This window comes from Caldicellulosiruptor acetigenus (assembly GCF_026914305.1).
Lineage (GTDB): Bacteria > Bacillota > Thermoanaerobacteria > Caldicellulosiruptorales > Caldicellulosiruptoraceae > Caldicellulosiruptor > Caldicellulosiruptor acetigenus.
The window spans coordinates 1,908,881-1,930,143 of the sequence record NZ_CP113866.1 but is presented as its reverse complement, the minus strand read 5'-3'; the positions used below and the strand labels follow the sequence as shown (position 1 = coordinate 1,930,143).

The 21,263-nt window shown below is 36.8% G+C and carries 20 protein-coding genes; all 20 read left to right on the top strand.

Annotated features, from left to right (window positions below; genetic code table 11):
• Window positions 1–7: 7 nt before the first annotated feature.
• Window positions 8–1,468, top strand: a complete 1,461-nt coding sequence (gene gatA, locus OTK01_RS09595; RefSeq protein WP_029229133.1) for an Asp-tRNA(Asn)/Glu-tRNA(Gln) amidotransferase subunit GatA — start codon at window positions 8–10, stop codon at window positions 1,466–1,468.
• Window positions 1,469–1,519: 51 nt separating this feature from the next.
• A complete protein-coding gene (gatB, locus tag OTK01_RS09590; RefSeq protein ID WP_029229132.1) occupies window positions 1,520–2,962 on the top strand; it encodes an Asp-tRNA(Asn)/Glu-tRNA(Gln) amidotransferase subunit GatB in 1,443 nt (480 codons plus the stop codon).
• 75 nt (window positions 2,963–3,037) lie between these two features.
• Window positions 3,038–3,373: a nucleotidyltransferase domain-containing protein gene (locus OTK01_RS09585; RefSeq protein ID WP_029229131.1), complete on the top strand. Its 336-nt coding sequence runs from the start codon at window positions 3,038–3,040 to the stop codon at window positions 3,371–3,373.
• Window positions 3,345–3,746: a nucleotidyltransferase substrate binding protein gene (locus OTK01_RS09580; protein ID WP_013433153.1), complete on the top strand. Its 402-nt coding sequence runs from the start codon at window positions 3,345–3,347 to the stop codon at window positions 3,744–3,746. The genes OTK01_RS09585 and OTK01_RS09580 overlap by 29 nt, the downstream gene beginning before the upstream one ends.
• A 94-nt stretch (window positions 3,747–3,840) precedes the next feature.
• Window positions 3,841–5,115: an EF-P 5-aminopentanol modification-associated protein YfmF gene (gene yfmF, locus OTK01_RS09575; protein ID WP_029229130.1), complete on the top strand. Its 1,275-nt coding sequence runs from the start codon at window positions 3,841–3,843 to the stop codon at window positions 5,113–5,115.
• Window positions 5,099–6,379, top strand: coding sequence for an EF-P 5-aminopentanol modification-associated protein YfmH (gene yfmH / locus OTK01_RS09570; RefSeq protein WP_029229129.1), 1,281 nt, complete (start codon window positions 5,099–5,101; stop codon window positions 6,377–6,379). The genes yfmF and yfmH overlap by 17 nt, the downstream gene beginning before the upstream one ends.
• Before the next feature lie 26 nt (window positions 6,380–6,405).
• Window positions 6,406–7,209: a prolipoprotein diacylglyceryl transferase gene (gene lgt, locus OTK01_RS09565; protein WP_029229128.1), complete on the top strand. Its 804-nt coding sequence runs from the start codon at window positions 6,406–6,408 to the stop codon at window positions 7,207–7,209.
• A 97-nt stretch (window positions 7,210–7,306) separates the two neighbouring features.
• A complete protein-coding gene (locus OTK01_RS09560; RefSeq protein WP_013433149.1) occupies window positions 7,307–7,486 on the top strand; it encodes a Spo0E family sporulation regulatory protein-aspartic acid phosphatase in 180 nt (59 codons plus the stop codon).
• 184 nt (window positions 7,487–7,670) lie between these two features.
• Complete coding sequence (gene mraZ / locus OTK01_RS09555; protein ID WP_029229127.1) at window positions 7,671–8,102, top strand: division/cell wall cluster transcriptional repressor MraZ; 432 nt, start codon at window positions 7,671–7,673, stop codon at window positions 8,100–8,102.
• Between the two features lie 27 nt (window positions 8,103–8,129).
• A complete protein-coding gene (gene rsmH, locus OTK01_RS09550) occupies window positions 8,130–9,053 on the top strand; it encodes a 16S rRNA (cytosine(1402)-N(4))-methyltransferase RsmH (protein WP_029672240.1) in 924 nt (307 codons plus the stop codon).
• Window positions 9,054–9,075: 22 nt separating this feature from the next.
• Window positions 9,076–9,576 carry an FtsB/FtsL family cell division protein gene (locus OTK01_RS09545; RefSeq protein ID WP_029229125.1) on the top strand — a complete coding sequence of 167 codons (501 nt, stop codon included), beginning with the start codon at window positions 9,076–9,078 and terminating at the stop codon, window positions 9,574–9,576.
• Between the two features lie 37 nt (window positions 9,577–9,613).
• Window positions 9,614–11,773, top strand: a complete 2,160-nt coding sequence (locus OTK01_RS09540; RefSeq protein ID WP_029229124.1) for a stage V sporulation protein D — start codon at window positions 9,614–9,616, stop codon at window positions 11,771–11,773.
• The gene (locus OTK01_RS09535) at window positions 11,763–13,250 is read left to right on the top strand and encodes a UDP-N-acetylmuramoyl-L-alanyl-D-glutamate--2,6-diaminopimelate ligase (RefSeq protein WP_084694654.1); all 1,488 of its coding nucleotides are present in this window, start codon (window positions 11,763–11,765) and stop codon (window positions 13,248–13,250) included. Before OTK01_RS09540 ends, OTK01_RS09535 begins: the two co-directional genes overlap by 11 nt.
• Window positions 13,247–14,593: a UDP-N-acetylmuramoyl-tripeptide--D-alanyl-D-alanine ligase gene (locus OTK01_RS09530; RefSeq protein WP_029229122.1), complete on the top strand. Its 1,347-nt coding sequence runs from the start codon at window positions 13,247–13,249 to the stop codon at window positions 14,591–14,593. Before OTK01_RS09535 ends, OTK01_RS09530 begins: the two co-directional genes overlap by 4 nt.
• A 3-nt stretch (window positions 14,594–14,596) precedes the next feature.
• Window positions 14,597–15,559, top strand: a complete 963-nt coding sequence (gene mraY / locus OTK01_RS09525; protein WP_013433143.1) for a phospho-N-acetylmuramoyl-pentapeptide-transferase — start codon at window positions 14,597–14,599, stop codon at window positions 15,557–15,559.
• A 19-nt stretch (window positions 15,560–15,578) separates the two neighbouring features.
• Window positions 15,579–16,955, top strand: coding sequence for a UDP-N-acetylmuramoyl-L-alanine--D-glutamate ligase (murD, locus tag OTK01_RS09520; protein ID WP_029229121.1), 1,377 nt, complete (start codon window positions 15,579–15,581; stop codon window positions 16,953–16,955).
• A 21-nt stretch (window positions 16,956–16,976) separates the two neighbouring features.
• Entirely contained in the window at window positions 16,977–18,062 is a 1,086-nt protein-coding gene (ftsW, locus tag OTK01_RS09515) for a putative lipid II flippase FtsW (protein ID WP_029229120.1), read from the top strand.
• Entirely contained in the window at window positions 18,059–19,168 is a 1,110-nt protein-coding gene (murG, locus tag OTK01_RS09510) for an undecaprenyldiphospho-muramoylpentapeptide beta-N-acetylglucosaminyltransferase (protein WP_029229119.1), read from the top strand. The genes ftsW and murG overlap by 4 nt, the downstream gene beginning before the upstream one ends.
• Window positions 19,169–19,245: 77 nt before the next feature.
• A complete protein-coding gene (gene murA, locus OTK01_RS09505) occupies window positions 19,246–20,514 on the top strand; it encodes a UDP-N-acetylglucosamine 1-carboxyvinyltransferase (RefSeq protein WP_029229118.1) in 1,269 nt (422 codons plus the stop codon).
• 10 nt (window positions 20,515–20,524) lie between these two features.
• A complete protein-coding gene (locus OTK01_RS09500) occupies window positions 20,525–21,259 on the top strand; it encodes a cell division protein FtsQ/DivIB (protein WP_029229117.1) in 735 nt (244 codons plus the stop codon).
• Window positions 21,260–21,263 lie beyond the last annotated feature (4 nt).

Here is a 21,263-nt window from a genome sequence, read left to right as displayed (position 1 = left end):
ACAAAAGATGCTCTACAAACTGACTGCACATGAAGCAATTGAACTTATAAAGAAAAAAGAAGTAAAATGCCAAGAGGTTGTTGAAAGTGTTCTTGAGAGAATTAAACAGGTTGAAGATAAGGTAAAGTCGTATATAACAATCACAGAAGAACAGGCTTTAGAAAATGCGAAAAAGATTGATGAGAAAATTGCCAAGGGTGAACAGGTTGGAAGCTTATATGGGCTTCCAATTGCTCTCAAAGACAACCTGTGTACAGATGGAATTAAGACAACTTGTGCCTCAAAAATCCTTTACAACTTTGTTCCACCTTACGATGCAACTGTTGTAAAAAAGCTAAAAGAAAATGACATGACACTTTTGGGCAAGCTCAATATGGACGAGTTTGCAATGGGCTCATCAACAGAAAACTCTGCTTTCCACACAACAAGAAACCCGTGGGATTTGGAAAGAGTGCCAGGTGGCTCAAGCGGTGGGTCTGCTGCGGCTGTTGCGGCAGATGAAGCATTTTTCACCCTTGGTTCTGACACAGGTGGGTCTATCAGACAGCCAGCTTCACTTTGTGGAGTTGTTGGTATGAAGCCAACCTATGGAAGGGTTTCGCGATTTGGACTTGTTGCATTTGCGTCCTCTCTTGACCAGATAGGACCTTTGACGAAAGATGTTGAGGACTGTGCAATTGCAATGAACATCATATGCGGACATGACCCATATGATGCAACATCAGCACCAATTGAGGTTCCTGACTTTACAAAGGCGCTTAAAAACGATGTAAAAGGGCTCAAGATAGGAGTTCCAAGAGAATATATGGAAAAAGGAGTAAACGATGAGGTAAAAAAAGCTGTTGAGAAAGCACTTGAGCTTTTAAAATCTCTTGGTGCACAGTACGAAGAGTTTTCAATACCAATTGTGGAGTATGCTCTTCCAACTTACTATATTATTGCTTCATCTGAGGCAAGCTCAAACTTGGCAAGATATGATGGAATCAAATATGGATATCGAACACAAAACTATGACGACCTAATTGATTTATACAAAAAGACAAGGTCAGAGGGATTTGGCGCAGAGGTAAAAAGAAGGATTATGCTTGGGACATATGCGCTTTCTGCTGGATACTATGATGCATACTACAAAAAAGGATTGCAGGTAAGGACATTGATTAAGCGGGCATTTGATGAAGCTTTCCAGAAATATGATGTAATAATTACTCCTACAAGCCCAACAACAGCATTTAAAATAGGTGAAAGAGTTTCAAACCCGCTTGAGATGTATATGTCGGATATATGCACAGTGCCAGTTAACATTGCAGGGCTTCCTGCAATATCTATTCCGTGCGGTTTTGACAGCAAAGGCCTTCCAATAGGTCTTCAGATTATAGGCAAGGCGTTTGATGAACAGACGATATTGAGAGTTGCATATACCTATGAACAAAACAGTGGCTATAGGAATTTGAAACCTAAAAATCTGTAGAGTTTTTTCTCTGTAAAAAAGCATTATTTTAGCAAGAGGTGAAAAAAGAAGATGGAATATGAGGTTGTGATAGGTTTAGAGGTCCATGCTGAGCTTGCGACAAAATCAAAGATATTTTGCAGCTGTACAACAGAGTTTGGCGGTGAACCAAATACCCACTGCTGTCCTATTTGCACTGGTATGCCAGGAGTTTTGCCAGTTTTGAACAAAAAGGCGGTTGAATATACCATAATGGCAGGTCTTGCAACAAACTGCCAGATAGCAAGATATAGTAAGCAGGACAGGAAAAATTATTTTTATCCTGACCTTCCAAAGGCTTACCAGATTTCGCAGTATGACTTGCCGCTCTGTTACAATGGTTATATAGACATTGAAGTAAATGGGCAAAAAAAGAGAATAGGAATAAAGAGAATTCACATAGAAGAGGATGCTGGAAAACTTCTTCATGACCAGTGGGAAGAAGGTAGTCTTGTTGATTTTAACAGGTGCGGTGTTCCTTTGATTGAGATTGTTACAGAGCCAGATTTGCGTTCAAGCGAAGAGACACGAGTTTTCCTTGAAAAGCTAAAAGCAATTTTGCAATACACAGAGGTTTCTGACTGCAAGATGCAGGAAGGTTCGCTCAGGGTGGATGTAAACCTGTCTGTGCGCCCAAAAGGTTCAAAAGAATTTGGTACAAGAACAGAAATGAAAAACTTAAACTCTTTCAGGTCTGTTGTGAGGGCAATAGAATATGAGGCAAGAAGGCAAATAGAGGTATTAGAAAGCGGTGGTGTTGTTGTTCAGGAGACAAGGCGCTGGGATGATGCAAAAGGCATAAGTTTATCTATGAGGACAAAAGAAGAAGCGCATGACTACAGGTATTTCCCAGAGCCTGACCTTCCACCTATAATTGTAGACGAAGAGTGGATTGAGGAGATTAGGAAAAGAATTCCTGAGCTTCCTGACCAGAAAAAGGAAAGGTATATAAAAGAGTATGGGCTTCCAGAATATGATGCCGGTGTTCTGACTTCATCAAAGGCTATAGCAAGCTTTTTTGAAGAGTGTATAAAATATACGCAAAACATAAAGGCTGCAAGCAACTGGGTGATGGGAGAGATTATGAGAATCTTAAATGACAAAGGGTTAGAACCTGAGGAAATTGACAATATAAAGATTAAGCCAAACCAGCTTGCAAGCCTTATTAACCTTGTTGATAACAAGACAATTTCAAACACCATTGCAAAACAAGTCTTTGAAGAGATGTTTGAAACAGGCAAAGACCCAGAGGTTATTGTAAAAGAAAAAGGGCTTGTTCAGATAACAGATAGGAACGTAATTTTAGATGCTGTCAGACAGGCAATAGCAAATAATCCAAAATCAGTAGAGGATTATAAAAATGGTAAAGACAAGGCATTTGGATTTTTGGTGGGCCAAGTTATGAAGATAACAAAAGGCAAGGCAAACCCACAGCTTGTAAATGAAATCTTAAAAGAAGAGCTTGAGAAAATCTAAACTTCAGAAAAGGAGCTTTCTTGAGAACATTCAAAAGAAAGCTCCCTCTTTTTTAAATTTTTTGAAAAGGTGAGAATAAAAGTGGAAACCAAAAAGTTTGGGATTGAGAAAGACATCTTGGATAAGATTATCGAAATTTTTAAAAAATATAAGCAAGTTAAAAAGGTTTGTATATTTGGTTCAAGGGCAAGGGGAGACCACAAGAAAACTTCTGACGTAGATATATGTATTTGGCTTGAAGATGATGGTGAAAACCTGATTTACAGAATTGAGGATGAATTAGAAGAAGTTGATACAATATTATTGTTTGATATTGTTGTGTTCAGTAGTATTACAAAAGAAAGTCTCAAAGACAGTATTATAAAAGAAGGAGTAGTTATATATGAAAGAGAGAATAGTAGAGAAGTTTGAAGATTTTAAGAATGCTCTAAAAAGGTTGGAAGAAGGTATAAGTATAGAGCCAGACAAGGACATCATTATGGATGGGGCAATCCAGAGGTTTGAATTTGTCTTTGAACTTTCGTGGAAGTTAATGAGGGAATATTTGAAGTATACTGGTTTAGAGATTAACAATCCACGGGGCGTTATAAAGTATGCATATCAAAACGGCATTATAGAAGACGGTGACAAGTGGCTTAAAATGCTTTCGGATAGAAATATGACTTCACATTTATATAACCAAAAAATGGCTCAGAAGATTTATCAAAACATTAAATTTGAGTACGTAGAGTTATTTAGAAAGTTACTTTTAAAATTTGAAGAGATAATATCTTCTGAACTCTGAAGATGGCAAATTTGTTGATGGATTTGCAAAAAAAGGGTAAAATAAAATTGAGAAAATGAGTTTTTAACAAGTAGTCTTTTGAGGAGATGGTAAGATGCAAAAGAAAGAGAAAAACAACAATTTTTATATGGCGTTTTGTGATGACAGGTTCAAAATAAATAGAATTGCGGTTACCTTTATAGACAAGCTTGAAAGGGAGAAAAATACATTAAATGCTCTATTTCCGATGGTTTTAATAAGAGGAAACAACAAGTACAAGGATATGAAAGAAATAAATAGATTTTTGGACAATATGTATGGTGCATCTTTGAGCATTGATGTGGATAAAAAGGGTGACCTGCAGGCAATTTCATTTGCAATAAGCTTTTTAAACGATAGATTTGCAGGGGAAAACCTTTACACCAAAGCACTACAGTTTTTGTATGATATCATATATGGTCCAATAAAATATGGTGGTGGCTTTGAAGAAGATGCTATCTTGCAAGAGAAGAACAATCTAAAACAGGAGATTGAAAGCAGGATAAACGACAAGGTCCAATATGCAATTGACAGGTGTATAGAGATTATGTTTGAGGGGCAAAACTATGCTCTTTATGAAAAAGGAAATGTTAATGACTTGCATACCATCACAAAAGAAAAACTATTTTCACAGTACCAAGAGGTTGTTACCAAAAAGCCTATGTACGTGTTTGTCTATGGTGACTATGATAAAGAATGGGCAGTTTCAAAAGCATTAGAGGTTTTTGGAGATGAAAAAAGAGAGAGTGTACACAATGATTTTTCTATAAACATTCCATTTGAAAAAACAAGATATGTAACAGAAGAAATGGAGGTAAATCAGGGCAAAATTGCCCTTGGGATAAGAACAAATGTGGATGTGACATCTGAGGATTATTACAAGCTTTTGATGCTCAATGGTATTTTAGGAGCATCCCCAAAATCAAAGCTTTTTGAAAATGTTCGTGAAAAAGCTTCTTTGTGCTACTACGTATTTTCAAGGATTGACAGGTTCAAATCTGTAATGATTATTAGCTCTGGAATTGAGATTGAAAACTACGAAAAGACTTTGAATTTGATTTTGCAGCAGATAGAGGATATCAAAAATGGGAAGATTGATGATATCGAATATGAAAGTGCAATAAACTATTATAAAACAGCCTTGATGGCTATATATGACAGTCCAAAAGACCTTCTGAGTTTTTATTTAAATCAGGCATTGGTTGGACAAATAATGGAGCCAAAGAAAGTATTTGAAAAGCTCAAAAATGTGAATATAGAGGATATAAAAAGAATAGCAGGTGGATTTGAGCTTGATACTGTATATTTTTTGAAAAACAGAGGTGTTGCTAAAGATGGAAAGGATTTATGATGATGTTCTTCACGAAGAGGTTTATATAAATTCGTATTCAAACGGGCTAAAAGCCTTTGTAATAAAAAAGAAAAACTTTAGCAAAGCATTTGCAGGGTTTGCAACAAAATATGGTTCTGTTGATAGCAAATTTGTTCATCCAAAGACAAAAGAAGTTGTTGAGGTTCCAGATGGCATTGCACATTTTTTAGAACACAAGTTGTTTGAGGAAGAAGAAGGAAATGTGTTTGACAGGTTTGCAAAGTTCGGTGCAATGGCAAATGCATTTACATCATTCAAAGAAACAGTCTACTATTTTATATCAACCCAAAACTTTTATGAAAATTTTGAGATTTTGTTAGATTTTGTACAAAATCCATATTTTACTGACCAGAATGTTGAGAAAGAAAAGGGAATAATTGGCCAAGAGATTAGAATGTATCAAGACAATCCAAACTGGAGGGTCTATTTTAATCTTTTAAACGCGCTTTATGTAAACAATCCTGTGAAAATTGACATTGCAGGAACATTAGAGAGTATTCAAAAGATTACAAAAGAGGATTTGTATTTGTGTTATAATACATTCTATCATCCAAGCAATATGATAATTGTTGTATGCGGTGATGTGGACCCCCAAAAAGTTTTTGATACAATTGAGAGGATGGAAAAGACAAAAGAATATCAAAGCCTGATAGAAAGGATTTATCCTGATGAGCCCGAAGAAGTAAATCAAAAAAAGATAGAGGCAAGGCTTTCAGTGGCAGTGCCAATCTTCTATATAGGCTTTAAAGACAATCAAAATGACCTTCCACCGTATGAGATGATAATGAAGGATATTCAAACACAGATAGTGGCTGAGATGCTGTTTGGAAAGTCAACAGATTTTTACGAAAACCTATATAAAGAAGGGCTTATCAATCAAAACTTTGGGTTTGAGTACAACTGTGAGCCTGAATATTCGTTTTTTATGATTGGCGGTGAGAGCAAAGACCCAGAAGAGGTTTACAGAAGAATAATTGAGCACATTGAAGATGTCAAGAAAAAAGGAATTGACAGGGCAGAGTTTGAAAGGGCAAAAAAGGTTGTGCTGGGAAGCCACTTGAGAAAGTTTGACAATCCTGAAAAACTCTCTGTTGAGTTTATATACAGCTATTTCAAAGGAGTAAATATTTTTGAGTATGTCAAAGAAATATCTTCTGTGTCATTTGAGATGTGCGAAAAAAGGCTAAAAGAATTTTTTGATGAAAGCAAAAGTTGTATTTCAATTGTATGGCCGGCAGGTTGAAGAAATAAAAGTATGGAGTAAAAACAATGATAGATAATAGCATAGTCTTTCCAGGTCTTGGCTTGAGGTTTGATTTTAGTCCAGTTGCATTTGAGATTTTTGGACTTGAGGTTAGATGGTACGGGATTATAATTGCAATTGGTTTTTTATGTGGTTTTCTTGCAAGCACATATTTTGCTAAAAAAGAAGATGTAAGCCCAGAGGTTTTGCTTGACATTGCAATAATTGCAACACCTGTTGCAATAATCTTTGCAAGGGCTTATTATGTGATTTTTAATTTTGAAGAGTTCAAGGACAATATTCTAAGTATTTTTGCCATTCGCCAGGGTGGAATTGCGATATATGGAGCTTTGATAGGTGCACTTTTGAGCACATACATTTATTGTAGGGTAAAAAAGATAAATTTTTTTAAAATATGTGATGTGGGTGTTCACGGTCTGATATTGGGGCAGGCAATAGGAAGATGGGGTAACTTTGCAAACAGGGAAGCTTACGGCTATGAGACAAGTCTTCCCTGGCGTATGCAAATTTATAGCAGTGAGGCGGGAAGAAGAATAGAGGTTCATCCAACATTTTTGTATGAATCTCTATGGGATTTTTTTGTCTTTTTGCTTTTGATATTCTTAAGAAAGTACAAAAAGAAAGAGGGGGATATTTTAGGGTTTTATTTGATATTTTATTCTATAGGCAGGTTCTTTATAGAAGCCTTGAGGACAGACAGTTTAATGATAGGAAATTTTAGAGTCTCTCAGATTGTTGCAGTTTTGTGCATTGTTGTAGGAAGTGCGATTGTGGTAGTGAACAAAAGGTCATTTTTCGACAAAATATAGCAAAAAAATAGTACAATGTATTTTTAGAGTATTTTTGTTGACAAAATACGCGTTTGGGTTTATAATTAAAATACAATCTTTGTAAGATGGTGGGAATATGATAACAGAAAAGATAATGAAGCTGAGAGAGAAGTTGGATGAACTGATTAACAGCAATGCTGACTATGACTCAATATATCATGTCAGTACAGAGCTGGACAAGCTTATTTTGGATTATTACAAAGAAAAGAACGAAATGATGCTCAAGAAGCTCATCAAAAAAGAAGGGAATGTGTAAAATTTTTATTGAACAAAAAAGGACCTGATAGCGGGGGGCAAGACACAACACAGAAAGAGCTTTTAAGATATAAAAATAGGGCAGATAAAAATCTGCCCTATTTTTTTTTTCATTTGTTGAAGGATTTTTCAAGTTGGTATAGAATATTTTTATAAAGTGGTTCAAAGTGGAGTAAAGTGGTTGAATGTTAATAGGAGAATACAAACATGTGGTGGATAGCAAAGGTAGAATAATTCTTCCTTCTAAATTCAGAGAAGAGCTTGGAGAGAGATTTATACTTACAAAAGGACTTGACAACTGTCTTTTTGGATATTCTTTGAAAGAGTGGGCTGTACTTGAGGAAAAACTCAAGAAACTTCCACTTACAAGCAAAGAGGTGCGAACATTTTTAAGATTTTTCTTTGCGGGGGCGTGTGAATGCGAGGTAGACAAGCAGGGAAGAGTCCTCATTCCGCAGAACCTCAGAGAATATGCAGGTATTCAAAAAGAGGTATTTATAATTGGTGTCATGACAAGAATTGAAATATGGAGCGAGGATAACTGGCTCAAAGAGATGACCAATGAGAACCTTTCGGTTGACAGAATAGCACAAAAAATGGAGGAACTGGGCATATAAGTTTTAGAAGGAGCAGGGGAAATTTTGATGTTTGAGCATATACCAGTACTACTTGAAGAGTCTGTATCTTTTTTGATTACAAATCCGGATGGAATTTATGTTGATGCTACGTTTGGTCTTGGTGGACATTCAAAAAGAATACTTGAGAAGCTTTCTAACAAGGGTTTTCTTGTTGCTATTGACAAGGACTTAGAAGCCATCGAGCTTGGTAAAAGAAGGTTGGAAGGGTATAAGAATATAAAAATTGTGCACTCTTCGTTTTCAAAAGTGGATGAGGTACTTGAAAGTTTGGGGATTGAAAAGATAGATGGAATACTTTTCGACTTTGGAGTTTCTTCTTTGCAGCTTGACAAGCAAGAGAGAGGTTTTTCGTACAGCAAGGAAGCATTTTTGGATATGAGGATGGATACAACATCAAAGCTTACAGCATATGATGTTATCAATTTCTATTCCCAGGAAGATTTGGAGAGGATAATTAGAGAGTACGGTGAAGAGAGATTTGCAAGAAGGATTGCAAAAGCTATTGTAGAAAGAAGAAGAAATAAGCCTATTGAAACCACAACGGAGCTAAGCAGCTTGATTTCTTCTGTAGTACCGAAACCAAAAGATGGTTCACATCCTGCACAAAGGACATTCCAGGCTATCCGAATAGAGGTAAACAGAGAGCTTGATGAAATAAAGATTGCGCTTGAAAAGAGTTTGAGGTTTTTAAAATCTGGTGGGAGGATATGCGCAATTTCTTTTCACTCTCTTGAAGATAGAATAGTAAAAGAATTTTTCAAATTTCATTCTCTTGAATGTATTTGTCCAAAAGATATTCCTGTCTGTAGATGTGGCAAGAAAAAAGAACTTGAGATTATAACAAAAAAGCCAATAGTACCTTCTAAAGAGGAGATTGAAAGAAACAAAAGAAGTCACAGTGCAAAGCTGAGAGTTGCCCAAAAGGTTTGAAATATAAAGGAGGTTTTTTAAGATGCCAAGAACAAGTTCAGCAATTTACAGCGAGGATTACTGGGAAGGTTATCAGGCAGAAAGAGAAGAGATTGAACAGGAGATTGCCAGAAAAAATCAGATAAGAAAGCAAATATTAAGACAAAAAAAGATTGAAAGAGTAAGGTTCTTGAGGAATATATTGTTTGTTTGCATGTTTTGCAGTATGTCAATAATTATTATGTGCGGGTATGTGAATATTACTCATGAGAGGGCAAAACTTGCTCAGCTTCAGAATGAACTTAAATTGCAAACTGATATCAACAAACAGTTAAAGCTTGAGATAGATGGCAAGCTTACTCTATCTGAGATAGAAAGGATTGCGCAGCAAAAATATTCAATGACATATCCTGACTTTTCGCAGGTTATTTATGTAACTGTCCCTTCATCTGAAAAAAAGAATCAAAAGGTCGCAAAAGAAGAAGAATCGAATTATAATAATAAAGTGTCTTTGATAATAAACTTTATTAAGAAAATCTTTTAAATTTTTTTAAGACCCAAGAAGCTGGAGGAAATAAGACTTGAAAGAAGCGTCTATAAAGATAAAAAAAAGAATCCTTTTTGTAATGGCAGTATTTTTTTTAAGCTTTGTATTGCTGGTGGGACGACTTTTTTATCTTCAGCTAATTAAAGGCGAAGAGCTCAAGAAAAGAGCTTTTTCCCAATGGACGCGGGAGAGACTTGTCGCACCTAAAAGAGGAAGCATTGTAGACAGAAACGGCAAGATTTTGGCAATGTCAATTACAGCTGAGACAGTTGTTACATCTTTGAATCAGATTAAAGACAAAGAATGGACAGCTAAAGTGCTGTCTGGTATTTTGCAGATGGACTATCAAAAGATTTTGAATAAGCTCAATACAAAAGGAGTTTCAGACATTTACATAGCACGCAATATTGACAAAGAAAAGGCAGATAGAATAAGAAAATATGCTCTGCCAGGGATTTACTTGACGGGCGGCACAAAAAGGGTGTACCCAAACGGCAATTTTCTGGCTCAGGTTCTTGGTTTTACGGGGATTGACGACCAGGGACTTTCTGGGCTTGAACTTTATTATGACAAGTATCTTCGCGGCAAGCCCGGTGCCATTTCAGCCCAGACTGACGCAAGTGGCAGAGCTGCTCCATTTTCAGAAGAGTTTTTTAAAAAACCTATTGATGGATATGACCTAATGCTTACAATTGATGAGACAATTCAACATTTTGCTGAAAAGTATGCACAAAAAGCGCTTTATGATAACAAAGCAAAAAGCGTGACCATAATTGTTGAAAAGGTCAAAACAGGCGAGATTTTAGCCATGACATCAAAACCTGATTTTGACCCAAATAAACCATTTGAGCTCATATACAAAGATAGGTTTCCTGATTTTGATAAGCTTTCTCAAGCAGAGAAAAACAAAATAGTCCAATCAATGTGGAGAAACAGAGCACTGACAGACACATACGAGCCCGGGTCGACATTTAAGATAGTCACTGCAGCTGCAGGTCTTGAAGAAGGGGTTGTAAATGAGAATTCCCAGTTTTATTGCAGGGGATATGTTAAGGTTGCAAATGCAATATTAAAGTGCTGGAGGTATTACAACCCGCATGGTAGCGAAAACTTTGTTGAGGGTGTTCAAAATTCATGTAATCCTGTGTTCATAGAGGTAGGTCAGAGGCTTGGGAAAGAAAAACTTTATAAATATATAAACCTTTTTGGATTTGGGCAAAAAACAGGTATAGACCTTCCCGGTGAGGCAAAAGGGATTGTTCAGCCACTGAGTAAAGTTGGGCCTGTTGAACTTGCAACAATTTCTTTTGGCCAGGGAATTTCAGCAACACCTATTCAGGTTATTAGCATGATAAATGCAGTTGCAAACGACGGTGTGTGGGTCCAACCTCATGTTGTAAAGGCTATCTACGATAAGGATAAGAAGCTGATTAAATCTTTTGACACACCACTAAAAAGAAGAGTTTTAGACCAAGATGTTGCGCGAAGGCTCAAGACCATACTTCAGTCTGTTGTGACAAATGGAACAGGGCACAATGCTTATCTTCTGGGCTATAAAGTTGCAGGGAAAACAGGAACTTCGCAAAAATACGACAAAACCTCTAAAAAGTATATAGCGTCGTTTGGAGGGTTTGCACCGGCCGACAATCCCGAGGTGTCGGTGCTTGTCATTATAGATGAGCCTGACCCTTCACTTTATTATGGAGGTCTTATAGCCGCACCGGTTGCAAGAGATTTATTAAATGATATACTAAGATATTTAGATATCCAGCCACAGTACACAGCTGAAGAGCTAAAACAGATAGAATTCTATAAAGAATATATAGTGCCAAATACAATAGGGATGAGCATTGAAGATGCAAAAAGAGAAATCAGCAATAACAGGTTCAACGCTAAAATCATAGGTAGTGGTAACAAAGTAATTGACCAGGTACCAAAGGCAGGGTTTATGTTAAAAGAAGGTTCGACTATAGTCCTGTTTACCCAGCAAGTATCTCAAACAACTGTAGATGTTCCGAACGTAGTGGGCTTGAGTTCACAGGATGCACAAAAGGTACTTTCAAATAGTCTTCTCAACATAAAAATAAAGGGAATAAAGGGAAAGATTATAAGACAAAATCCACAGCCAGGAACAAAAGTTCAGATAGGTTCGATTGTTGAGGTTGAAATTGCCGACAAAGAAAATGCAGAATAGAAAGGGTGAAGACTTCTTGAAATTAAAGGATTTGATTGAGAATATCGGCGTTTTGGAAACAAATGTTAAGGATTTTGATAAAGACATAACTGATATTGCGTACAATTCAAAGAATGCAAAAGAAGGCTGTGCTTTTGTGTGTATAAAAGGTTTTAAGACAGATGGTCATGAATATATCGATGAAGCAATCAAAAATGGTGCACGTTTAGTGGTTGTGGATGAGTTTTTTGACACATCTAAAATTGATGGGAAGATTGATTATATCAAGACTTCAAATACACGTAAAGCCCTTGCTGTGATGTCTGCAAACTTTTTTGGTCATCCATCAAAAGACTTTTTGCTTATTGGTGTGACAGGTACAAACGGCAAAACTTCAACAACATTTATGATAAAGTCTATCCTTGAAGCAAATTCGCAAAAAGTAGGGTTGATTGGTACAATCAAGAATATGATAGGTAGCAAAGAAATTGAGGCTCAGCATACAACGCCTGAGTCTTATGACCTACAAAAGCTCTTTTGGCAGATGAAAAACGAGGGTGTTGACAGTGTTGTGATGGAGGTCTCTTCACACTCTCTTGAGCTTTATCGTGTGTATGACTGTGATTTTGACGTTGGAGTTTTTACAAACCTCACTCAGGATCATTTAGACTTTCATGGAACCATGGAAAATTATTTTGCTGCAAAACTGAAGCTTTTTGAGATGAGCAAAAAAAGGGTTGTAAATGCCGACGATAGCTGGGGAAAAAGGATTATCGAAATGTATCCTGACTGTGTAACATATGCTAAAGACAGCGATGCCCAGGTTTGTACAAAAAATGTTAAACTTTTTGTTAACAAAAATCAATTCGAGCTGTGGTACAATGGCAAAAAAGAAGAGATAACACTTAACATCCCGGGACTTTTTTCAATTTACAATAGCCTGGCTGCTGCAGCATGTTGTATTTCGCTTGGCATTGAACTTGATACAATAAAAAAAGGTCTAGAAGATTTAAAAGCTGTGCCAGGCAGATTTGAGATAGTTGAGTCAAACGAAAGGTTTACAATTGTGATTGACTATGCACACACACCTGACGGGCTTTTAAATCTTATGAAAACAGTAGATGAGGTGGCAGAGGGAAGAAAAGTATTGCTTTTTGGATGCGGGGGGGACAGAGACAGGACAAAAAGACCAATTATGGGTGAGATTGCTGGCAGGATGGCAGATTTTGTGATTGTTACATCTGATAATCCGCGAACAGAAGACCCGCTCAAGATTATTGCTGATATCTTGGAAGGGATAAGAAAGACAAATGTTGAGTATGTGGTCATACCCGACAGGTATGAGGCTATTAAATATGCCATAAAGAACGCAAAGGAAAATGATTTTATTGTCCTTGCCGGGAAAGGACATGAAACTTACCAGATTTTAAAAGATAGAACTATACCGTTTGATGAGAGAAAAATAGTTAAAGATATCTTAAAGGAGCTAAGAGAATGAACCTGAGGCTTTCTGAGATAGCAACAGCTATAAATGGCGAACTTAGAAACTTTTCTGGTGATGTTCTTGTTAAAAATTTTTCGATTAATAGCAAAAATATAGAAAAAGATACTTTGTTTATTCCTTTAAAAGGAAGCAGATTTGATGGGCATGATTTTATTAAAGAAGCACTGCAAAACGATGCAATTTCGTTTATTTCTCAGAAAGACTTTGATGATTTAAAAGTACCTTATGTTAAGGTAGAAGATACGCTTTTGGCCCTGCAAAGTTTGGCTTGTTATGTAAGAAGAAAATTAAACCACTTAAAGGTTGTAGGAGTTACTGGAAGCGTGGGCAAAACCTCTACAAAAGAGTATATATTCAATGTATTGAGCCTGAGGTACAAAGCTTTTAAAAACCAGGGCAACTTTAACAACCACATAGGTCTTCCAATTTCTATTCTGAACATGCCAGAAGATACACAGGTAGCTGTATTTGAAATGGGCATGAGTAATTTTGGTGAGATTTCTAAACTATCCCAAATTGCAAAACCTGATATTGGGGTAATTACAAATATTGGTATTGCCCACATTGAAAATTTAAAATCACGATACAACATTTTTCTTGCAAAGTCAGAGATTCAGGATGGAATGCCGGAAAGTGGGATATTGATTATAAACAACGACAATGACATTCTAAACCTTCACAAAAAAGAACTCAAAAGAAAGGTTGTCACCATTGGGATTGAAAACGAGAGCAATTTCAGGGCGCAAAACGTGCAAAGACATCAGAATGGATTTTCGTTTGAGGTAGGAGGCTACACCTATTTTATAGAAAGCTTTAATTTTCATGACATTTATAATTCTCTTTTTGCAATTGCAGTGGGGACAATTTTAGGGGTAGACAGGGAGCTTATAAAAGAAGCAATCCGTCAAAAGGAGAGGCTAAAAAGAAGGTTTGAGGTTATCAAAAAAGGAAGTATTACCATTGTAGATGATACTTACAACGCAAGCACACATTCGATGCTGTCTGCCATAGACAGCATATGTGAGTTTGACGGCAAAAAGATATTAGTGCTGGGCGACATGCTTGAACTTGGCGAGTTTTCTGAAGAGGAACACAGGAAAGTTGGCAGATACATATTGCAAAAGCCAATAGATGTTGTAATATGCACAGGGAAAGATGCGTTTTATATATTCGATGAAGTAAAAAAGAAAGATGGAACAAAAGCGTATTTTGTCACAAAAGATGAGTGTTTAGATGTTTTGAAAAGAGAAGTTACTAGCAATTCCACAATCCTTTTTAAGGCTTCGCGGGGTATAAAACTGGATGAAGTTGTAGATGAATTTCTCAAGGAGAGATAAAAGATGCTTGACATTGACACAATACTTGCAATAATAATTTCATTTTTGATTGTTTTAATTGTCATGCCAATTGTAATCCCCTTTTTAAAATATTTAAAATTTGGTCAGGTTGTGCGCGATGATGGACCAAAAACACACCATAAAAAAAGCGGAACACCCACAATGGGAGGGCTTGTTATAGGTCTTGCTATTATTGTAACATCGCTAATTTTCTACAAAAAGTATCCTGCAATTGGAGCACCTCTGATAGCCACAGTTGCGTTTGGCCTTATAGGTTTTATAGACGATTTTATAAAGGTAGTGTTAAAAAGGTCGTTGGGTCTTCGTGCACGTGAAAAACTGGTACTTCAATTTTTAATCAGCATAGCCTTTTTGTATGTCATACAAAAGCACTTGGGAAGTGACGTTTACCTGCCAGTTGTAAATAAGTACATTGACTTAAAATGGGCATATGTTCCTGTGATGTCAGTTTTAATGGTTTTCACTGTAAATGCTGTGAACCTTACAGATGGACTTGACGGCTTGGCAAGCGGCGTGACAATGATAGTTTCTTTGTTTTTAGCCATCATCTCTATATTTTCAAGAAACCATGATATGGCAATATTTAGCGGAGCTATTGTGGGAAGCTGCATGGGATTTTTGAGGTACAATGCACACCCGGCAGTTGTGTTTATGGGAGATACAGGTTCTTTGATGCTTGGTGGAAGCATCTTTGCAATTGCCGTGATGCTGAAACAGCCTGTACTTGTTTTGGTTATAGGCGGGCTGTATATAATAGAAGCGGTATCAGTAATGCTTCAGGTATTGTATTTTAAGCTCACAAAAAAGAGGATATTTAGAATGGCACCTTTGCACCATCACTTTGAGCTTTTGGGCTGGGATGAGGCAAAGGTTGTTGTTGTGTTTTGGATATTTACAATTCTGTTTTGCCTTCTTGCCTTGGCAATGATACAGCTGAAAATTTAGGAGTTGGAGGTTTTTAAAATTGGATTTAAAAGGGAAAAATGTTCTGGTGGTAGGTCTTGGCAGAAGTGGACTCGCTTCTGCAAGGTTTTTAAAAAAACAGGGCGCTTTTGTGATAGGTTTTGATGAAAAAGCAGAAGACCAGTTCAAAAAAGAAGATAGAAATTGTGCACAAGAGCTACTTGATGAAATCTATTATTGTGAAATTCCTGATGAGGCTGTTGACAAGGTCCAGCTTGTTGTTGTAAGTCCTGGAGTGCCACTTAGCAAAAGACCTTTGGTGCTTGCTCACAAAAAGGGCATTGAGGTTATTGGTGAGATTGAACTTGCGTACAGGTTTTGCAAAAGTAAAAACATAGTTGCAATCACTGGGACAAATGGCAAGACAACAACCACAACTCTTGTAGGAGAGATTTTAAAAAAGCAGTATAAAGATGTGGTTGTATGCGGCAACATTGGTCTTCCATTTATTGATACGATAGAAACTTCAAGTGAAAATACCATTTTTGTACTTGAAGTATCAAGTTTTCAACTTGAAACAATTAAGTACTTTAAACCAAAGGTTGGATGTATTCTCAATATCACTCCTGACCATCTGAACAGGCACATGACAATGGAAAATTATATAAAAGCAAAGATGAGAATATTTGAAAATATTGATGAAATGGGATATACAGTCCTCAACTATGACAACAACATAACTCGTGACTTGATTGGGTTGGCAAAGGGAAATGTGATAGTGTTTTCAAAGAACAAGTCTCAGTTTAAAAATATGGTGTTTGTCGAAAAAGATACAATCTATTTTACTTTTGAAGGTAAAACACAAGAGATTATGAAAAAAGATGAGATATTTATTCCAGGAGAACACAATTTAGAAAATGCGCTTGCGGCAATTAGTTGCACTTTGCCGTTTGGAATAGAAAAAGATACCATTGAGCAGGTTCTCAAAACTTTTAGAGGTGTTGAACACAGGATAGAGTTTGTGGCAGAGATAAATGGCATAAAATTTTATAACGATTCAAAAGGCACAAACACCGATGCAGCCGAAAAAGCACTCAGAGCTTTTGAGAGTCCAATAATTTTAATTGCCGGTGGGTATGACAAAGGAGAAAGTTTTGAAAAGTTTGCAAGCTTAGTTGCCAAAAAGGTTAAGAAAGTATTTTTGCTCGGTCAGACAAAACATAAGATTGCCAGTGAGCTTGAAAAGATTGGGTATAAAAACTTTGAGCTTGTGTCTACCTTGAAAGAAGCAGTTAGAAAGAGCTTTGAATGTGCACAAAATGGTGATATTGTACTTCTGTCACCTGCATGTGCGAGCTGGGATATGTTTGAAAACTATGAGCAAAGAGGCAGGATGTTTAAAGAATATGTAAATGAGCTTTTGACAACAGGGATGTGAATTTTGAAAATGGAAAAGAAGATGATTGACTATCCGCTTTTGTATATTACTCTTTTGCTTTCGCTAATCGGGGTTGTGATGATATTTAGCGCAAGCTATTACTACGCATATTATCAGTTTCACGACAGTTACTATTTTTTAAAAAAACAAATAATAGGTCTTGTGCTTGGTTTAATAGTAATGTATATAACAAGTCAAATTGACTACAGAGTGTGGAAAAAGTTTGCTGTTATACTCTATATAATAGCTGCAATATCGCTTGTAGCAGTTTTAATTCCGGGCATAGGCAAGCTTGTGAACAACGCACGTAGATGGATTGACATTGGGCCTGTGCAGTTTCAGCCATCAGAGCTTGCAAAATATGCTCTTGTAATAACACTTAGTACGTACTTTGACCGTGTTGACAAACCAAAATCGAGATTTAAAGTTTTTGTTATTTCAATGCTTTTAACAGGGCTGTTCTTTGTACTTATATACAAGGAACCAAACATGAGCACATGCATACTGATACTTGGTATTTCAATGCTCATGCTCTTTGCGTGGGGGTTAAATCTTGGCTATTTTGTCACAATGGGTACTTTAGCTGTACCAGTTTTGTATTACCTCACAACAAAAGAGCAGTATAGGGTTGAAAGAATTCAAGCGCTTTTTAACCCGTGGGCAGACCCGACAGACAAGGGATACCAGATAATTCAGTCGCTGTATGCAATTGGTTCTGGCGGACTTTTTGGCATGGGACTTGGTCAGAGCAGGCAAAAACTACTGTACATTCCCGAACCACACACAGATTTTATATTCTCAATTTTATGTGAAGAGCTGGGGTTTGTTGGAGCAATATTTGTGATAGTCCTATTTGTACTTTTTGTATGGAGAGGGATTGTTATTGCGCTAAATAGCCCTGACAGATTTGGCACGCTTTTAGCGTTTGGCGTCACAAGCATAATAGCCATGCAGGCAATCCTGAACATTGCTGTTGTTACAGCTTCAGTGCCGGCAACAGGTGTGCCACTACCTTTTATAACATACGGGGGAACTTCAATAGTGTTTCATCTTTTTGGTGTAGGGATATTACTGAGCATTTCAAGAAGAATCAAGGTGATAAAATGACGCAAAGAAATAAAACATTGATATTTAGTGGTGGCGGGACAGGTGGTCATATTTACCCTGCAATTTCTGTTGCTGACTGTCTGAAAAAGACTGATAGTCATTTGAACATAATCTTTGTTGGGACAAAAGAAGGACTTGAAGCAAAGATTGTACCAGAGGCAGGATACAGTATAGAGTTCATAGAGGTAAAAGGGCTCAAAAGACAGCTAAAAGTAGAAAATATTACTGTAGCAACAAAGTTTTTAAAAGGGTTTTGGCAGGCAAGGAAGATATTGAAGCGATATAATCCAGCTTGTGTATTTGTAACAGGCGGGTATGTATCACTTCCTGTTGCGTTTGCTGCAAAAAGTTTTGGAATAAAGATTATTTTGCACGAACAGAATGCTTTTCCGGGTCTTGCCAACAGAATAATTTCAAGGTTTTGTGACAAGGTCTTGATAAGCTTTGAGGAGAGCAAAAAGTATTTTAAAAGAAGCAAAGATGTCATTTTGACAGGAAATCCTATCAGGCTTGAGATTTTGAATTACAATCAAAGTCAGGCAAAACGTGAGATTGGAGCAGATAGCAAGACCACCGTTTTGATAGTAGGTGGAAGCAGAGGTGCAGAAAATCTAAACAGGGCAGCGATAAGACTTGCAAAGTCTTTTGAAGGTAACAAGGATGTACATTTTATCCTTTCGACAGGTGAGAAGAAGTTTGATGATGTAAAAAGTTATGCCGAACAGTTGAATGCTGGGACAAACATAAGTCTGTACCCGTACATTAAGGAAATGCCAAAATATCTTGCTGCTGCCGACGTTGTTATTTCAAGAGGTGGTGCTATAGCCATCTCAGAGATAACTGCGCTTGGTAAGCCAAGTATAATTGTTCCATCACCGTATGTTGTTAACAACCATCAAGAGTACAACGCAAGGGCTTTAGAAAAAGAAGGTGCATGTTTTGTGGTACTTGAAAGTGAGCTTGAGGGCGATAAGCTCAGAATTCTTTTGGAAAAGCTTATATATGATAAACAGCTATATACTTCAATGCAGAGAAAAAGCAAAAACCTTGGAAGACCTGATGCAACCGAGAAGATAGCGAGGTTATTGAGGGAATATATCAAATAAGTTTTTTGTAACAGCCAATGCAGTTTGAGAATAAAATAATATGCGACGGTTTGCTAAATAAAAGTTTGGAAGTAAAAATGCAAAAACTTATCATATATGGTCCGGCAAAGCTCATGGGAGAGATTGAGGTTGAAGGTGCAAAAAATGCAGCACTTCCCATACTGACAGCCTCTATTTTAGCCCAAAACAAAGTTATTATCACAAATATACCTGATATTGCTGATGTGAGACACACAATAGAGATTCTTAAGTATCTTGGATGCAAGGTCTTGTTTGAAAACAATACAGTGGTGTTAGATAGTAGCTCAATTGAAAGATTTACCATTCCACCTGAGTATGCAAAGCTTATGCGTTCAAGTGTACTTTTTATGGGAGCACTTTTGAGCAAGTTCAGAAGAGCAGAACTATCTAATCATCCAGGGGGGTGTGAGATAGGGCAAAGACCTATAGACCTTCACATCTCAGCTTTTAGACAGCTTGGGATAGAGGTATTTGAACATAATAACAGAATAATGTGCCGCTGTGACAAAGTTAAAGGCAGTGAAATTTTTTTGCCAATTCCCTCAGTTGGTGCAACAGAAAATATAATTCTTGCTTCCATATTTTGTGATGGCGAGGTAGTAATAAAAAATGCGGCAAAAGAGCCAGAGATAGCTGACCTTTGTCATTTCTTAAATAAGCTTGGTGCAAAGATTAGAGGTGCAGGTACACACATAATTAAGATTGAGGGTGTGAGAAAATTAAAAAGCGAGGAAGTGGTCCATAAAGTTATTCCTGACAGAATTGTAGCAGGGACATACCTGTGTGCAGTTGCTGCATGTGGCGGTGAAGTGGTTTTAAAAAATGTATTTCCAAGACACTTAGATTCAATTTTGCACATACTCAAAAGTAGCGGATGCAAAATTAAAGAGTTAAAGAATGAAATTTGGATAAAAAGAGAGGAAAGATTAAAAGGCGGCCTACGTATAACCACACATTATTATCCTGGTTTTCCCACAGACCTTCAGGCTCCTGTTTGCAGTGCGTTTGCAGTAGCAAGCGGAGTTACAATAATCAAGGAGACCATCTTTGAAAACAGGTTCAAACACGTACCCGAACTTGTTAAAATGGGTGCTGATATACATGTTGAAAAGGATATTGCAGTGATAAATGGTGTTGAAAAGTTGAGGGGTTGTAAAGTTTTTGCACGTGATTTGAGAGGTGGTGCAGCACTTTTTGTAGCGGGGCTTTCTGCTCAAGGAGTAACAGAGGTTATGGATGCAGATTACATCGACAGGGGATACGAGAGAATAGAGGAAAAATACTCTTTGCTTGGAGCAAAGATTTTGAGAGAAAAAGGTGAGTGAATATTTAAAAATGGGTAGATTGAGTGTAAAGATTAGTGTATTATTAATGTTAGGAGCAGTTTTTTCTCTTTTTATTTTTAATTTAGACTACTTTGATGTGAAAAATTTCAGTATACATAATTTGCAAAGAGTTAAAAAAAATGATATTATAAAAATAATACAGCAATATCAAAACCAGAACATATTGAGCTTGAACACAAAAGAGCTCAAGCAAAAACTTTTGGAAAATCCGGAAATAGAAGATGTCAAAATAAAAAGAAAGCTGCCCGATACCCTTGTAATTTATGTGTACGAAAAATGGACAGTTGGTCTTATAAAATATTTAAATTCGTATATAGAAATCGACAAAAAAGGGTATGTAATAAGAATAGAAGGAGATTTACCACAAGATTCGATTGTGTTCGAAGGGCTTAAAGTAACTCAAGCAGCAGTTGGCAAGAAGATTATGGTCACAGATGAAGTGCTCTTGCAAAAGGCAATTGATGTAGCTCAAGGTCTTTTACGTTTTAATGCACTGAAGGTTTTTAAGGTAAAAGAGCTCATCGTACTTTTGAAAAACGTCAGCGATATTAAACTTAAAATGGACAAGCTAACTGTAAGGCTTGGAGATGGTTCAGATATAGATTACAAATTGAGACTTTTGAAAAGTGTGTACGATAAGTTACCAAAAAATGTTGAAGGTATTATCACACTAAATTCTAACGGTATTGCCACTTTTAGTCCAAATATTGGGGAGGACAATTGAACAA

Excerpts from the sequence above, each read along its gene's own strand:
- gatA (WP_029229133.1), top strand. The coding sequence starts at position 8 with ATGCTCTACAAACTGACTGCACATGAAGCAATTGAACTTATAAAGAAA.
- gatB (WP_029229132.1), top strand. The coding sequence starts at position 1,520 with ATGGAATATGAGGTTGTGATAGGTTTAGAGGTCCATGCTGAGCTTGCG.
- OTK01_RS09580 (WP_013433153.1), top strand. The coding sequence starts at position 3,345 with ATGAAAGAGAGAATAGTAGAGAAGTTTGAAGATTTTAAGAATGCTCTA.
- yfmF (WP_029229130.1), top strand. The coding sequence starts at position 3,841 with ATGCAAAAGAAAGAGAAAAACAACAATTTTTATATGGCGTTTTGTGAT.
- yfmH (WP_029229129.1), top strand. The coding sequence starts at position 5,099 with ATGGAAAGGATTTATGATGATGTTCTTCACGAAGAGGTTTATATAAAT.
- lgt (WP_029229128.1), top strand. The coding sequence starts at position 6,406 with ATGATAGATAATAGCATAGTCTTTCCAGGTCTTGGCTTGAGGTTTGAT.
- OTK01_RS09560 (WP_013433149.1), top strand. The coding sequence starts at position 7,307 with ATGATAACAGAAAAGATAATGAAGCTGAGAGAGAAGTTGGATGAACTG.
- mraZ (WP_029229127.1), top strand. The coding sequence starts at position 7,671 with ATGTTAATAGGAGAATACAAACATGTGGTGGATAGCAAAGGTAGAATA.
- rsmH (WP_029672240.1), top strand. The coding sequence starts at position 8,130 with ATGTTTGAGCATATACCAGTACTACTTGAAGAGTCTGTATCTTTTTTG.
- OTK01_RS09545 (WP_029229125.1), top strand. The coding sequence starts at position 9,076 with ATGCCAAGAACAAGTTCAGCAATTTACAGCGAGGATTACTGGGAAGGT.
- OTK01_RS09535 (WP_084694654.1), top strand. The coding sequence starts at position 11,763 with ATGCAGAATAGAAAGGGTGAAGACTTCTTGAAATTAAAGGATTTGATT.
- OTK01_RS09530 (WP_029229122.1), top strand. The coding sequence starts at position 13,247 with ATGAACCTGAGGCTTTCTGAGATAGCAACAGCTATAAATGGCGAACTT.
- mraY (WP_013433143.1), top strand. The coding sequence starts at position 14,597 with ATGCTTGACATTGACACAATACTTGCAATAATAATTTCATTTTTGATT.
- ftsW (WP_029229120.1), top strand. The coding sequence starts at position 16,977 with ATGATTGACTATCCGCTTTTGTATATTACTCTTTTGCTTTCGCTAATC.
- murG (WP_029229119.1), top strand. The coding sequence starts at position 18,059 with ATGACGCAAAGAAATAAAACATTGATATTTAGTGGTGGCGGGACAGGT.
- murA (WP_029229118.1), top strand. The coding sequence starts at position 19,246 with ATGCAAAAACTTATCATATATGGTCCGGCAAAGCTCATGGGAGAGATT.
- OTK01_RS09500 (WP_029229117.1), top strand. The coding sequence starts at position 20,525 with ATGGGTAGATTGAGTGTAAAGATTAGTGTATTATTAATGTTAGGAGCA.